The 15,210-nt window shown below is 62.1% G+C and carries 8 protein-coding genes; 4 read left to right on the forward strand and 4 right to left on the reverse strand.

Annotated features, from left to right (window positions below):
• Positions 1 to 147 precede the first annotated feature (147 nt).
• The 3 genes from ACVC7O_RS09125 to ACVC7O_RS09135 are packed head-to-tail and all read left to right on the forward strand — an operon-like array spanning position 148 to position 5,037.
• A complete protein-coding gene (locus ACVC7O_RS09125) occupies positions 148 to 1,512 on the forward strand; it encodes a TolC family protein (RefSeq protein ID WP_458326062.1) in 1,365 nt (454 codons plus the stop codon).
• Positions 1,509 to 3,710 carry a type I secretion system permease/ATPase gene (locus tag ACVC7O_RS09130; RefSeq protein ID WP_458325775.1) on the forward strand — a complete coding sequence of 734 codons (2,202 nt, stop codon included), beginning with the start codon at positions 1,509 to 1,511 and terminating at the stop codon, positions 3,708 to 3,710. The genes ACVC7O_RS09125 and ACVC7O_RS09130 overlap by 4 nt, the downstream gene beginning before the upstream one ends.
• A gap of 4 nt (positions 3,711 to 3,714) precedes the next feature.
• Positions 3,715 to 5,037: an HlyD family type I secretion periplasmic adaptor subunit gene (locus tag ACVC7O_RS09135; protein WP_458325776.1), complete on the forward strand. Its 1,323-nt coding sequence runs from the start codon at positions 3,715 to 3,717 to the stop codon at positions 5,035 to 5,037.
• Here ACVC7O_RS09135 and ACVC7O_RS09140 read toward each other — a convergent pair whose 3' ends face one another.
• Positions 5,038 to 7,302 (reverse strand): CHASE2 domain-containing protein, encoded by a 2,265-nt coding sequence (locus ACVC7O_RS09140; RefSeq protein WP_458325777.1) that lies wholly within the window; start codon positions 7,300 to 7,302, stop codon positions 5,038 to 5,040. It lies immediately after the preceding gene.
• A 283-nt stretch (positions 7,303 to 7,585) separates the two neighbouring features.
• On the opposite strand from ACVC7O_RS09140, the gene ACVC7O_RS09145 reads away from it, so the two are divergent.
• Positions 7,586 to 11,392 carry a tandem-95 repeat protein gene (locus tag ACVC7O_RS09145; protein WP_458325778.1) on the forward strand — a complete coding sequence of 1,269 codons (3,807 nt, stop codon included), beginning with the start codon at positions 7,586 to 7,588 and terminating at the stop codon, positions 11,390 to 11,392.
• Positions 11,393 to 11,409: 17 nt separating this feature from the next.
• On the opposite strand, the gene ggpS is transcribed toward ACVC7O_RS09145, so the two are convergent.
• From ggpS to ACVC7O_RS09160, 3 genes are read right to left on the reverse strand one after another with little or no spacing between them, the layout of a single operon-like run.
• Positions 11,410 to 12,909 (reverse strand): glucosylglycerol-phosphate synthase, encoded by a 1,500-nt coding sequence (gene ggpS, locus ACVC7O_RS09150; RefSeq protein ID WP_458325779.1) that lies wholly within the window; start codon positions 12,907 to 12,909, stop codon positions 11,410 to 11,412.
• Positions 12,910 to 12,912: 3 nt separating this feature from the next.
• Positions 12,913 to 13,677, reverse strand: coding sequence for an HAD-IIB family hydrolase (locus tag ACVC7O_RS09155; RefSeq protein ID WP_458325780.1), 765 nt, complete (start codon positions 13,675 to 13,677; stop codon positions 12,913 to 12,915).
• Positions 13,674 to 14,810 (reverse strand): NAD(P)H-dependent glycerol-3-phosphate dehydrogenase, encoded by a 1,137-nt coding sequence (locus ACVC7O_RS09160; RefSeq protein ID WP_458325781.1) that lies wholly within the window; start codon positions 14,808 to 14,810, stop codon positions 13,674 to 13,676. The genes ACVC7O_RS09155 and ACVC7O_RS09160 overlap by 4 nt, the downstream gene beginning before the upstream one ends.
• Between the last annotated feature and the right edge of the window lie 400 nt (positions 14,811 to 15,210).

A 15,210-nucleotide genomic window follows, 5' to 3' on the forward strand; every position in this document is an offset into this window, starting at 1 on the left:
GGCGGCGGCGGTTGTCTGACGTTTCTCGGGGTCTCCCTCAGATTGCAAACCCTCTCATTGATTGCTTTTTCAATTGATTTGGGTAACGTGAAGGCATTGTTTTTACGTGGTTTGTATGTGGTTACGGGGGATGCCGATTTGAAACGAATGCGCACGCTGCTCTGCGCGGGCCTGATGATGTCGTGGGGTGTCGGCGGTGTGTCCGCCGAAACCCTGCGTGAGGCTGTGCGCTTTGCCGTGACCACCAACCCTGCGATCAAGGCGTCACAAGCCCAGATGCGCGCCTCGGCGTTCGAGCTCATCCAGCTGCGGGGCGAATTTGAACCGCGGGTGATCCTGTCGGGCGAGACTGGGTGGCAAAGGGTCGATGACCCGAACTCGCTGTCGGCGTCGGACAACGACAGCACCAAGGCGCGCCACCAGCTGGGGCTGCGAGCCGAGCTGGTTCTCTTCGATGGGTTTCGCAGGTCCAACTTGGTTTATGCGAACGCGGCACGCGTGGACGGCAGCATCTTCAGCTTGCTCGATGCGTCCGAGACGATGGCGCTCAACGCCACCGAAGCCTACATTGATGTGCATCGCCACCGCCTTCTGCGCGAAGTGGCACAGCGTAATGTCGAGAAGCATGAAGAGATCGGTGCGCGGGTGCGGGAGCTTGTGCAGGGCGGGCGGCTGCCCTACAGCGACGAACTAACAATTGATGATCGGATCCGCTCCGCACGCCTTGCTCAGCTTGATGTGGAACGTGCGCTTCGCGACGCAAATGCGCGCTATGAAAGAGTTATTGGCCGTCCACCAGGCGGCGGGATGCGCGTGCCATCCGCGCAAACGCCGCCATCTTTGACCCAGCTGACGCAGACGGCTGTGGCCAACAGCTACCGCGTTCAATTCGCGCGGACGCAGATTGACCAGACCCGCTTTCAGGCTGAGGTGGCCCTCGCAGACCGCTATCCGGAATTCACACTGAACGCTGGTGTCGTACGTGACATCAACCGCAATGGCGTCGCGGGCAATCGGACGGATGAGACCATTGGCGTCGGGTTGCGCTGGACGCTCTATCGGGGCGGGCGTGAGGCAGAGCGGCGCGCATTGGCTGAACAGAACAGCCGCGCGCTGGCCGAGCAGGCGGTGGCTGTGCGCGATGTGCGCGAGCTGGCTGCGCGGACGTGGAACACTTATCGGACCAATGCCGACCGTGCCGCGCAGCTGACCGATCAACTGCGGATCAACCGATTGATCGTCGAAGTCTACGGGGATGAGTTCCTCGCCGCAAAACGCACTCTGCTGGACCTCTTGGAGGTTGAACGGGCACGGTTCAACGTGGAGTTCGAGGCCGTGGGTGCGCAGGCCGGGCTCGCTTTCAGCACCTACCGTGCGCTCGCTGCGCAAAGCCTTCTCGCCGATCATTTCGGTCTTGCAAAGAGTGACCTGGCCTTGGAGCCAGTCTTCCAGGAGCGGGTGAAAGACAACCCGACGGCGATTTTCGACACGACAATTGAGCCGCTGAAATGACGCTGGAGGCGCATCCCAAGGCGGGCGGCGCGGTCGCTGATCCTTCGGACCGCCCGCGCATCGGTGTGGTATTTGCGCCATCCCACCCCGTTGTGGCGTGGATGGCCGATGCCTTTGGCTTGCCGTATTCTGCCGAGGCCGTGCAGGCGCGCTTGCCCGATGGTGCGTCGATGTCGGACCCGCACATTCTGATGCGCGCGTTTGAAGCCATCGGGCTGTCATCCCGTCTCGTTCTGCGCGATCCAGGGAGCATCGATGCGATCGCGCTGCCCTTCGTCGTCTGGCGGACGGGCGGAGACGCTCTGATCGTGCAGGGTTTCGCGAAAGGTGGAAAGATCGTTCAGTTCGTCGACCCGGCAGAGAGCAACCTGGTGCAGGATGTCTCCCTAAAGCAGCTGCGCAAGGAAATCCGTCCGGAGTTGATGCTGGTGACGCGCAGCAGTGACCGTGCCGCAGGGATGAGCGCGCCTGAGACGATTGTGGAGGCAGGGGGCGGTAGATCATGGTTCTGGGGGCCGGTGCGGGCCAATTGGGGCAACTGGACCCAGGTTCTTGTGGCTGCACTGCTGTTGAACGTGATGTCGCTTGCACTGCCGCTCTTCGTGATGAACGTCTATGACAAGGTGATCCCTAATCTGGCCTATGTCACGCTCTGGACGCTGGCTATCGGGGTTGGCATCGCGCTTGTGCTCGATCTGATGATGCGGATCATCCGGGCCAATGTGCTCGAGAATATCGGTCGGCGGGTCGACCTGAAAGTCGCTGCAACGCTCTTTCGGCAGGCGATGAACACGCAGCTGCTGAACCGGCCGGGGGGGGCTGCAGGTATTGCCAGCACAATTCGGGACTTCGAGGTCGTGCGCGAATTCTTCGCTTCGGCCACCTTTGTCGCCGTTATTGATGTCCTGTTTATCGGGATTTTTGTCGCGGCCCTGTTCTGGGTGGTCGGGCCCATTGCAGTTGTCCCGCTGCTTGCCGTGCCGGTTGTGCTGGTGATCGCGATTGCCGCGCAACTTCCGCTGGGCCGCAGCGCAGGCCGCGCGCAACAGATGGCAACCAAGCGACACGTTGTCTTGGTCGAGGCCCTCGGAGGCGTCGAGACCATCAAGAGCCTCAACGCAGAGCCGGTGATGCAACGCGAATGGGAGGCGGCGGTCACAGCATCGTCTCAGATCAACGGGCGCACCCGGTTCTGGTCGAACGTTGCGACCAACGGCACAATGCTGGTTCAGCAGGCCGTCTCGGTGCTGATCATCGTGTGGGGTGTCTTCCTCGTGGCGGAGGGGGCGATCACCGTGGGTGGGTTGATTGCCGCCAATATTCTTGCGGGCCGCGTGTTGGCGCCACTGGGGATGATCGCTCAGACGATTTTCCGCGCGCAGTATGCGTTCAAATCCCTCGCCGCGCTCAACCGCTTCATGGCCCTGCCGGTCGAGCAGAGCAGCGCGGTCAAAAGCGACGCGCGGGTCAGCAAAGGGGCGGTCCAGCTTGATGAGGTCAGCTTCGCCTATCCCAAGGCGCCGAGGCCCGCACTCAACGCTCTGACGTTCTCGGTTGGCGCTGGCGAATGCGTCGCGCTGCTTGGCCGGGTTGGATCGGGCAAGACGACCACCGGCAAGCTGCTTGCGGGACTGATCGAGCCTGACAGCGGCACCGTACTGATCGACGGCATCGCCCTTTCGCAATACGAGCGAGCAGAGCTGCGCCGGGGTATCGGGTATCTGCCGCAAACGCCGGATCTGTTTACCGGGACGCTGCGCGAAAATCTAATCATCGGGCAGCGCGACGCCAGTGACGAGGACATCGCGCAAGCGCTTTATTATGCTGCGATGGATGAGTTCATGGCCGAAGCGCCCGAGGGGCTCGACATGTTCGTGGGCGAGCAGGGCAAGCACCTTTCCGGCGGGCAGAAACAGGGTGTGGCACTTGCGCGCCTGCTGCTGCGGCGTCCCAAGACGCTGTTTCTGGACGAGCCGACAAACGCGATGGATCAGCGGATGCAAGGCCAGATCATCGGGCGCCTTGAGGAGTTGAACCGGACCGGTGTGGGGCTGATCATCTGTACGCACCGCCAGTCGCTCGCGGCGATGGCCGACCGGCTGATCGTGATGGACCAGGGGCGTGCAGTGCTCGACGGGCCGCGCACCGAGGTGTTGACCAAGCTGCGCGCCATGAGTGCAGCGAAGGCTGCGGGGTAGCGCGATGTTCGGCAACCGGATCGAGGATGAGTTTGCTAACAACATCTCGGGCGCCGATGCCGCGGTGCGCGAGAGCGGCCCGTGGCGCCTTCTGCTCGCGGTTTTCCTTGGCATGATTGCGTTTCTCGGTTGGGCCGCGACATACGAGATCGAGGAAACAGCGCGGGCAACGGGTCGGGTCATCCCGTCCCAACAGGTGCAGGTCGTCCAGAGCCTCGAAGGCGGCATCGTGCGCGATATCACCGTCGCCGAAGGCGATATCGTCGCGCCCGGTGATGTGCTGATGCAAATCGACGACACCCGCTTTGCAGCGGAACGGGGCGAATTGCGCGAGCGCGAAGCTGCGGTTTTGGCGGAATCCGCGCGGTTGCGGGCCGAGGCGCAGTTTGCCGAGGACCTGACGTTCGAGGATGCCTTGCGCGCCCGCGCGCCTTTGGCAGTGGCCGCGGAGCAGGAAGTCTTCCTGTCGCGGCGCGAGCAACTCACCCGCGAACTGCAGGTCCTTCAAGCACAGCTTTTGCAACGGCGCGGAGAGCTCGAAGAAATCAAGGCGCAGCGCGCGCGGACCGAGGGCATCATCGCGCCCTTGCGGGCCGAGATTGCCTTGACCCAGGACATGTTCGAGCGCGGGCTCGTGCCGCAAATCGAGCTCCTGCGCTTGCAGTCCAGGCTGGCGGAGCTGAGCGGCGATCTTGCTGTGGGCCGCGCCAGCGAGCCGCGTTTGCACGCCGCGATCGTCGGAGCCGAGAACCAGATTGATGCCGCACGTTCAGCCTATGCGCTCTCGGCCCGCCAGCGGCTGGCCGCACTGCAACTCGAACTGGCTGTGGTCCAAGAGACCCTGCGCAGCGCGGACGATCGGGTGACGCGCGCGCAGTTGCGAGCGCCGGTGCGAGGCACGATTAACCGCATCAACGCCACGACAATCGGTGCCGTCGTGCAACCCGGCGCCGCGCTGGTCGAGATCGTGCCGATTGACGACAGCCTTTTGATCGAGGCCGATCTGGGCCCCCGCGACATCGCCTTTGTCAGCCCGGGCGAGCCCGCCTCGGTGAAGATTTCGGCCTATGACTACCTGGTCTATGGCGCGCTGGACGGCGAGGTTGTCCGCATCGGAGCGGATACGATTTCCAGCGATGAGGGCGGGGAGTTTTTCCGTGTGATCGTGCGCACCGAGAAGTCGCACCTCGGCACCGAGGATAAGCCGTTGCCAATCACGCCGGGGATGATCGCTTCGGTTGATATTCAGACCGGCGAACGCACGGTGCTGTCCTATCTCGCCAAGCCGATCCTGCGCGCGCAGGCTGAGGCGCTGCGCGAGCGATAGTCACTTCTTGGTCGAGGCGAAGACCCCGTCCCAATCGGCCACAGGCGGGTTGAGACGCAGGTCGCTCAGACGGGTCGCGTAGAGGTTCAGATAATCCTGCAGCCCGATCCCCAGCGTTTCGAACCGCGCGCGCAACTCGCTGAGCAGTGTTTCCACGCGGTCCCAGTCCTGCGCACGGTAAGCGGCCAGCATCTCGGCGTTGCGCGCCCAGGTCTCTTGAAAGGCACCGTTCTCGCGGAGCGTCTTATCGCCTAGCAGCGCGAAAATGGTCTCGGGCACCTCCTTGCCCACCACACGCACGCGGTCGAGCTCGAGCATCGCGAAATCATCCCCGACCTCCCGTGCGGTGGCATGGCCGAGAATGATGGACGCCCCGTAGTAGCGCGACTGCCCTTCAAGACGGGAGGCCACATTCACCGGATCGCCGAGCGCGGTGTAGTCGAACCGCGTGTTGCTTCCCATGTTGCCGACTACGCATTGGCCTGTGTTGATGCCGATACCGACGTTGATCCGATGCACCTTGACCCAGGGCTTGCGCTTGTCAGTGGCCTGGCCTTTTTGGCCGACCCGCTTGCGCTTTTGCGCGCGCAGCCGGGTTTTGTTGAAGTCCTCCACATCCGCGATCATCTTCAAAGCGGCGCGGCAGGCGGCGCGCGCATGATCGTCATTGGCCAGTGGCGCATTCCAGAAGGCCATGACCGCGTCACCCATGAATTTATCGATGGTGCCTTTCTCATCCATGATCGCGTTCGATAGGATGGTGAGGAACTGGTTCATCAGCAAAGTCAGCGCTTCGGGATCGTCGCGGAATTCTTCAGCGATGGCGGTAAACCCGCGCACATCGCTGAAGAGCAGCGTCAGCTGCCGCGATTCACCACCGAGGGTCAGCTGGCTCTGGTTCTCGCTCAGTTGGTCCACGAGATCTGGCGAAACGTACTGCCCGAAGGCGCTGCGGATCTCGCGGCGCTGCCGCTCTTCGCGCAGGTAGTTGACGGTTGAGATCAGGATCACGGTGATCGCCGCTGCCAGCACCGGGAACGACGGGTCGAGCAAGATGCGTTGGTCGTAGAAGAGATAGTAGGACAGGGCGATGTAGCTGCCCATCAGCAGGAGGGAGGACAAGATCAGCGCGCGGGCCGAGATCGAGGGGGCGAAGATGATCACCAGAACACAGAGCGCAAGGGTGGTGATCAGCTCAATCGCGATGGTGTAGTTGGGTCGGATCAGCAGGCTTTGGGCCATGATGTTTTCCAGCACCTGCGCGTGGATCTCGACTCCGGCCATGGCTACGCCGAGTGGGGTGGCGCGGAAGTCCTCCAACCCGATGGCGGAGGTGCCGACCAAGACAAGATGGCCCGCCAGCCGGCCCTCCGGTGTCCGGCCATTCAGCAGATCGGTTGCAGAGACATAGCGGCTTTGCGACGACGGGGTCAGGTAGGGCCAAACGGTCCCGTCGCGGGCCGTCGAGATGAGTTGGCGCGCAAGGACTATCCCTTCGACACCTGCGTCATTGGTGCGCACGACGAACGGATCGCCTCCCGTTGCAACGCGCAAAAGCTCCGGCGTGAGCCCCAGCCGAATTTCCCCCTGAACGCTCATCACCAGCGGCACGCGTCGGTACACACCATCTGCATCCGGACGCGTGGCGAACATGCCCCGACCGGCAGCCTTGGCTTCGAGCACGGGCAGGTTCTGGACGATATCGGGGAACTTCATCAGGTAGGGCATCGGGTTCGGCCCGATCAACGCATGCGGTGCATCCGCCATCGCGCGCTTTTCGTCTCGGTTGCCCGCGGATGTGCGCACGCTGGTTTGGCCGACGATGACGCGGGAACCGGCGAAAGCCTCTGCCAGGATGTCGTCATTGTCGGGCAGACCCTCGAGCGCCGTAGCCAATGGATCGGGCATCGCGGGATTGTCCCGCGCGATCTGCGGTGGCGAGAGGCGGTCTGGCTCGGCAAAGACAATGTCGAAACCGATGGCGACCGCGCCCTGGTCCGTTGCCCGACGCACCAGATCGGCGACCTGGTTCCGCGGCCACGGCCACTGGCCGATCTCTTCGATGCTGCGGTCGTCGATGTCGAGGATCGCGACAGGCAGTTGGGTCAGTTCCCGCGGCTTCGACTGGTGGTAGAGATCGAAGGAGGCGTTGCGCAGCGCAGCCAGGGGCGCAGGATCCCCGATGCGGATCACAAGCCCGCATAGCAGACCCAGTATCGCGATAACGCGGACCCAGCCGACCCATTTTGTGAACCACTGACGCATCGCGGTGATGATCTGCTCCAGGCCAGATGTCTGCGCGAACCCCGCGCGGGGCAGGCCGGTTTGTCCGGTTGCGAGCCTATACTGACCGAATCGGACGGTGGATCAACCCGCCGGTACCACCTGCGATTGTTTGCGATCTGGAAATAATCAAGGTTTTTTTGCCGGGCCAGAGAGAATATGGCATTTTTCGGGCGATTATTTGACGAAACGTGCGGTGCATCACATACCCTCCCGACGAATTAGGTTAAGAATTGTTTAAATCAGGTTTTTGAGGATCAAGAGCGTGTCGCTCAATCATGAGGCGCAAAATGAGGACCCGGATGAGGTAGTTACCCTGTGGGGTGATGCCTCCGGCGTCGTCGTTGTGCCGGACAGTGCGCTTCTCTTTAACGGTGAATTCTTCCGCGTCGGTCCTGATCTCTACATCGTAAACGATGGGGTGGCGAACTTCCGCGTACCTGACTACTTCGCGCAGCCTGACGCTGCAGATCTGAAGGATTTGAACGGGGCTGTCCTGCGCGGTGATCTGGTCGAACGGCTTGCCGGACCCATCGCGCCGGGCCAATACGCGCAGTCTGGCGCGGTTGATCAGCCCAGCCCCATCGGTCAGGTCGAGAGCGCCGAGGGCACCGCGTCAGTCCAGCGCGCCGATGGCACGGTCGAGACGCTGCAGGTCGGCTCGAAGATCTATCAGAACGACGTGGTTGCGACGGGCGACGGAGCGTCGGTCTCTCTCACCTTCGTGGATGGCACGATCTTCACCCTGACAGCATCCTCGCGCATGGTGATCGACGAGCTGATCTATGATCCACAGTCCGATGCGAATTCCGGCACCTTCAGCCTGATCCAGGGCGGGTTCGTGTTCATCGCGGGCCAGGTCGCCAAGACCGGTGGGATGGACGTCAGCACACCGTCGTCGACCATGGGTATTCGCGGCACCACGGTCGTTGTGCAGGTGGGCACCGTGAACGGGGTCGACACCACCGAGGTGTCGCTGACCACCGATCCCGATGGCGGGCAGGGTCGCGTCGAGCTGCGCGATATCGACGGCAACCTCGTCGCTATGATCACCCAGACCGATACCAAGTGGATCGTCTCCGCCGCGACCGGTGAGACGCGTGAAGTCGCGCGCAGCCTGCTCGATGACGCAGAAGACAACCTGCTGATTGCCGAGGCCTTCGCTGCCTATCGGTCGGCCGTTGAGCGGGTCGATGCCGGGCAAACCTTCGTATCGGGATCGGATACGAGCCCAAGCCCCTCTAACCCATCTACGGACACACAACCTGACGCGGGCCTCGGTGTGGACGGGCTCGATGAGCCCGGGGCAATCCAGTTGCCGCCGCCAGTTGAGACCGATGAGACCGAGCCGGATGCCGACACCTTCGACGAAGGGCTGAATGCGGTTCAGGAAGATGGCCCGGTTGTGGTCGTCAGCGGCCCCGAAGATGCGGGCGAGGATGATGCGATCATGGGTGACATCACCGTGATCGGTAGCGCTGCGGGGACGGTCTTTACCGTTACATCCGGCCCTGCGAACGGCAGTGTGCGTGTGACCGCGGATGGCCAGTTCGACTATGTGCCCGACCCGGATTTTAACGGCACCGACAGCTTTACCTTCTCTGCGATCCAGCCAAATGGCGAGGTCACGGAAGGCACGGTTCTGGTTGAGGTGCTGCCTGTGAACGACGCACCGATCGGCGACGTCACCTCGGTGGCGGGACCCGAGGACAGCATTCTGACCGGGGTCATCGCGGCAAGTGACATTGATGGCGATGTGCTGAGCTACGCGATCACCGAGCTGCCGGAGAACGGTGAGGTCACGCTTTTCCCGGATGGAACCTTCTCCTATCGGCCCGACGCCGATTTTACGGGTCAGGACGGGTTCGGCGTTCTGGTGACAGACCCGGCGGGCGAGACTGCGCTGGCGACCGTCGTGATCGAGGTCTCGCCAGTCAACGATGCGCCGATCATCACCACCGTGACCGGTGCAAACCTCGGCACGGTAACCGAAGGGGACGAGATCGCCGATGCGAGCGGGCAGCTCAGCGCCGAAGACCCCGACCAGGACAGCACGATCACGTGGACCGGGACCTCCACAGCGCTCTTTGGCACCTTTGCGATCACCGCGACAGGGGCCTGGACCTATGTTCTGGATAACGCCCGCGCCGACAGCCTCGCCGATGGCGAGACCGTGGTCGAAACCTTCACGGCGGTCGCGACCGACGACATGGGCGCCTCTGTCTCTCAGACCGTGGAAGTCACCCTGACCGGGACGAACGATGCGCCAACCGTGGCGCAGAACACCGTCTTCGAGACCCCGCAGAACGGCATGATCACCGGTCAGCTCGAGGCCAGCGATGTAGATGGCGCCGGAGCGTTGATCTTTGCCTTGGGCTCGCAGGCGCCGAGCAACGGTGTCCTCGCACTCGGCACCGACGGAAGCTTCGAGTACACGCCGACGGAAGGCTTCGTTGGGCTGGATCGCTTCAGCTATACCGTCACCGATGCTCAGGGCGGCGTATCAACCGCACAGGTCACGGTTGCGGTTGAGAGCGGAAGCGGTGGATCGGGCGCGCAATCGGTCTCGTTGTCGTTCAACGAGGAGGCCAATGCCGACACGGCAGCCGGGGCCTTTGCCATCGAAACCGTGGCGCCAGAGGCGCAATCGGTGAACCTGGTGATTGCGATGGACAGCTCCGGCAGCATCGGGGCGGCGGATTGGGCCGCGCAAAGAGAGGCCGTCAAGGATGCCATCCTGCTGCTGGCCGAGCAGTTCGACGGCTCCGCCACGACGGTCGATGTGCAGATTATCAGCTATTCCGACAGCGCCACATCCATCGGCCCCTTCGATCTGCAGGATCCAAACCTGCCCGATGCGATCCTTGAGCTGCCGTTCCTGCGCGGTGTGACACGTTGGGATCTCGCGCTCGACGAGGCCAACAGCTTTCTGACGAGCGAGCCGTCGGATGAGGCCAACTTCCTGCTGTTCATCACTGATGGTGTGCCCTCGAACGGGCAGTGGCGCGACTCGTTGGATGCGCTGAAGAACCCGCCGGGCGCCGGTTTTACCCTCGACATTCAGACCTTCGGCATCGGCGATGAGTACGACCCTACACTGCTGCAGGAAATCGACCCGGACCCGACCTTGCTCGTCTCCGCGGAGGACCTTGCGGCGGCACTGACTGAAACGCCGGTCTTCGCGCCCACGCTCATCTCGCTCGAGGTATCGCTGGAGGCCGATGGCATCGATCATGGCACCATCGCAACGGAGGACAGCGCTGCGCTGATCGTCGAAGGGACGGACTTCGAATTGCCACTGGCCAGTATCGAGAACATCGAGGCGCTGCTGGGCGCCGACAACCGGATCAATGCGCGCGCGCGATTTGATCTCGATGGCGATGACAGCACTGCCGAGGTCGAGCTTTTCTCGAGTGAAGTGCTCGCCAAGGCGGATACCGCGCAAGATCTCGCGGGTCTTGAGGGTGCTGATCTGCTCTTGGGCAGCGATCTTGCGGATGCGATCGAAGGTGGCGCTGGTAACGACGCGATCCTGGGCTTTGACGGCGATGATACGATCGACGGCGGCGAGGGCGCGGATGTGGTCCTTGCAGGCGCGGGCGACGATGTGTTGCGTGTCGGACAGGCGCCGGATGACGGTATGGATGTACTTGATGGCGGGGCGGGGCGCGACATCTTGCAGATCGATGTGGCAGGCAACCTCTCGGACGATCTGATCCCCTCCCTTGATCTGCGTAATATCGAAGCCATCGATATGGAGAACGGCAAGGCTAACGTTCTGGAGATTTCGCTGGAGGACGTCATCGATCTGTCCTCGACGGGGGACAGCGAGCTGGAGACGCTGCTTGATCAGGCTCTCCCCGAAAGCGCGATCATCTATGGCGATGCATCGGATAGCCTCACCCTGATCAGCAGCGGGGCAGGTGGGTTCCAGAAGGTCTCGGACACGCCCATCGACGATGGCAAAGGCAATACGCTCGACATCTACTCCTACGTGGAAGGCGGCAATGTGTTGGCGACCTTGGGCGTCGACACGGATATCGATGTAACAGGAGCGGTGGTGACAACCTGACCGCTTTGGGCCGGTGCTCAGACGGGCGCTTCGGCCTTCCGTGCAATCGCAGCCGCAAACTGGCGTTGCTGTTCCGCGCCCCATGCCTGAACCGAGTATTTCTTAACGACCCGGCGCAGTTCGGTCATACGATCACGCCGTTCCTCCTCGGGCATATCCAGCGCCTGCAGGATCGCCTGATCCATCGACCGGTGTGAGAACGGGTTGGTGATCACCGCAGAGTTCAACTCGACCGCCGCACCGGCGAATTCGGACAGGACCAAAACGCCATCGCCATCGGTCCGCGCGGCAAGATACTCCTTGCACACCAGATTCATCCCATCGACCAGCGGTGTGATCCAGGCCACATCTGCTGCGAGGTAATACTTGATCAGATCGTCGAAAGGGATCGCTCGGGAAATCAGCGCAATAGGCTGCCACTCCAACGTGCCAAAGCGGCCATTGATCCGGCCCGCGGTTTCCTCGATGCCGGTCTGCGTGCGCGCATAGGCCGACATGTTGCGGTCCGCGCTCACCGACACATGCATCAGCTTGACCTTGCCGCGAAGCTCTGGCGTGTCCGTCAGAACCCGCTCGAAACTCTCGAGCTGGTCGACGCCACCCTTGGTGTAATCAGTACGGCCCACCGACAGGATCAGTCGGCAATCGCCCAAAGCCTCTCTGATCTTCTCGGCATCGGCCTTCACCTCCGCGTCGGTCGCACGCTCTTCGATAAAATCGACCGCGACGCCCACGCTGGCCGAGCTCACGGCAATGTCGCGGCCTTCGAAACTGAGCAGGGTCGGCGCTGATCGTTCGCTGAGCGCCGTTCCGTCCGAGACCAGTTCCTCGGCGACCATCTCACGGTGTTTCACCTCGACGTCGAACAGGCTGCGCACAACCGAGACGAAGTTCGAGGCATAGCGCGGAACGTGGAATCCGACGATGTCGCAATCCAGAAGGCTCTTCACGATTTCTCGCCGCCACGGCAGCACGTTGAACATATCCGCTGCCGGAAACGGTGTGTGGTGGAAAAACGAAATGGTCACATCCGAGCGCAGCTGGCGCAGATATCCCGGCACAAGCCAAAGGTTATAGTCGTGTATCCAGACGCGCGCGCCCTGTGCGGCCTCGCGCGCAGCAGCCTCGGCAAAGGCCCAGTTCACTTCGCGAAAGGTGGGCCAATCGACAGGGTCGTAGTTAAACTTCTCCTTGAAGCTGTGCAGGATAGGCCAGAAGGCCTCTTTGGACGAGACGTGGTAGAAGCTGCTCACCTGCTCCTGGGTGAGAGGCAGGCGCGAGACCGAGTAGTCACCGTGCGCATCGCTGATCTCGACCACCTTCTCAAACTCCGGGTTGGCCGGATCCTCCGCCAGTTTCCAGGCAATCCATGAGGCGTGTTCGGCGGTCCCGAAAAAACTCTTGAGCGTGGGTACGATACCGTTCGGGCTCTTGTTCTCACGCAGAATGATTTCGCCATCTTTCTCCACCTCCTCATAGGGTTGGCGGTGGTAGACGATCACAAGATCGGAGGGCATGGGTCAGACCTTTTCGGGTGTTGGATGCAAGTCGAAATGCGCGACAGCTTCGAGTATTCCCGCGGCGCCAACGCCATCGGCACGGTAGATCTGCGGCAAAGGTGGCAGCGCGTCGAGAAGCGGCGCCTCAGAACCGCCGACGGCGACGGCGGGCGTGCCAGCGATCAGCATCGAGAGATCATTCAGCGTGTCGCCTGCCGAGAGCACGCTGGTCTGCGGAATGCCGAGATGCGCGAGCAGGCGCAGGAGCGACGGGCCCTTGCTTACACCCGTGGGCAGCACGTCGAAATAGCGGTTGTCCGAGATGAGCACGTCGAAGCCCATGGCTTGAACCGTCTGGGCGGTGGAGGGATCAAAGGCCTCGGGGTCATAGTCATAGCTCACGCGATAGCGGAATTCGGTGGGCTGCAGCGTCAAGCCCGGCGCGTGTTCGAGATGCGCTTTTACCTTGTCACCGCTGCCATTCCAGCGGTCGGCAATCTCCTGTTCCAACGTCTCAATGGGCTGGATTTGGCGTGCTGGTGTCACCTGCGCGATGGTCGTACCCACGTCGCCGATGACATACTCCGGCCAGGGTACGTCGCCGCTGCCGCACAGCTGGTGAATGAATTCTGGATCGCGCCCGCTCACAAAGACCAGCCCCACCGTCGCGCGGTGGGCCTCGATCCACTCATATAGTGCCGTGCGATCAGCCTCGCGACCTCCGAGAAAAGTTCCATCGAGGTCGGTTGCCAGAACGAACTTTCGGTCTGCCAAGGGCGGTGTCACGGCACGCGCCCCTGCAATTGCCCAACTTTCGGCTGCGCCGGATTGCGCAGGGAGATGTCGAGCGCACGAGGTTCAGCTTCAATCGGGCGCGTCCACAGATCGGCAAAGGCCTGATGCAGATCAGCACCGCCGTGCAGGATTGCATGTACCGTTTCGCAAATCGGCATCGACACTCCGACCCGGCGGGAAAGATCAATGATCGAGGCCGCATTGGCCTCGCCTTCAACGACCACGGGGCGACCGTCAAAGCATGCTGTGCGCGGCACTCCCTGGCCCAGCTGAACCCCGAGCGACATGTTGCGCGAAGTCTGGCTGGAGCAGGTCAGTGTCAGATCACCTGCGCCCGCAAGGCCGGTAACCGTTTCCCGGCGACCGCCCAACGCTTCAGCAAGGGCTTTCATTTCGTCCATGCCGCGCGTGATCAGCGCTGCGCGGGTGTTCTCGGCAAAGCCTGCGCCGGTCATCATGCCACAGCCAATGGCGATGACGTTCTTGATTGCGCCGCCAATCTCCACGCCGACCAGATCATCCGAGATATAGGTTTTGAAGAAGGGCGTGCTCATCGACACCGCCAGCCGCGCTGCCGGGCTTTGATCCGGTGCGAGCCGATCTGCATGGCTGAACTCGAAAGCGACCGTTGCAGCGGTCGGGTGACCAAGTGCGGTCTCTCGTGCGAAAGTGGGGCCCGAGATCGTGCCAACCGGCACATCACCGAGTTCTTCCGCTGCAACCTGGGACATGAGCAGGCCGGTCATTGGCTCGATGCCCTTGGTGCAGACCGCAACCGGCGCGCCAGGTGGCAGGAACGCTTTGAGGTCTGCCGCCATGATCCTGACCGCGCCTGACGGCACAACCATCAGCACGGCATCAGCACCTGTTAGCGCTTCCGAGAGCTGCGTCGTCGCCGTCAGGCTCGGGGGGAGGGTCACATCGGGCAGGTAAGCGGGGTTTTCATGGCGGCTGTTGATCGCGTCCACGATGTCGACATTCCGCCCGAAGAGCCGCACTTGTCGCCCCGCTGCGGCTGCCACGCTCGCCAAAGCCGTTCCCCATGCGCCTGCGCCCACAAACGCAATGCGATCGTAAGGTTTGCTGTGCACTTCAGAGCCCGTTGCAGGGGAGTTCGTCACCATCGTCACCCTTTGTATTTTGGTATGGGAGGCCCGTAATGCGTTTGGTCATCAGGGCCTCGACCATTTCGCTTGTCGTTCGAAGTAAAGTGTCCGGCGCCAAGATCAAGATACACAGTCTGTTTGCGACATTCTTCTTATGCACCATTTCAGACGAATGCCTGAAAAATGGGCGGTTTTCAGTCGTTAGCGATCCAATTCACCGTCTTCGGAAGCAGTTCCGCTATGAGCCACATAACTTGAAGACATCAGCTTAGTATTTTGCTTTTTATCACTTTTATTTCGTTCTCAATCAACGACTGGCGTTGAAGCTCCCAAAACGCAGGCCCGCTGCGATGAGATGCTCCCGATCTCCGGCGGGCGCGCGTATGTCGCTTTTGGACCATCGCGGCGGCGCCAGCAA

The sequence above is a fragment of the Roseobacter cerffii genome (genome assembly GCF_054226325.1).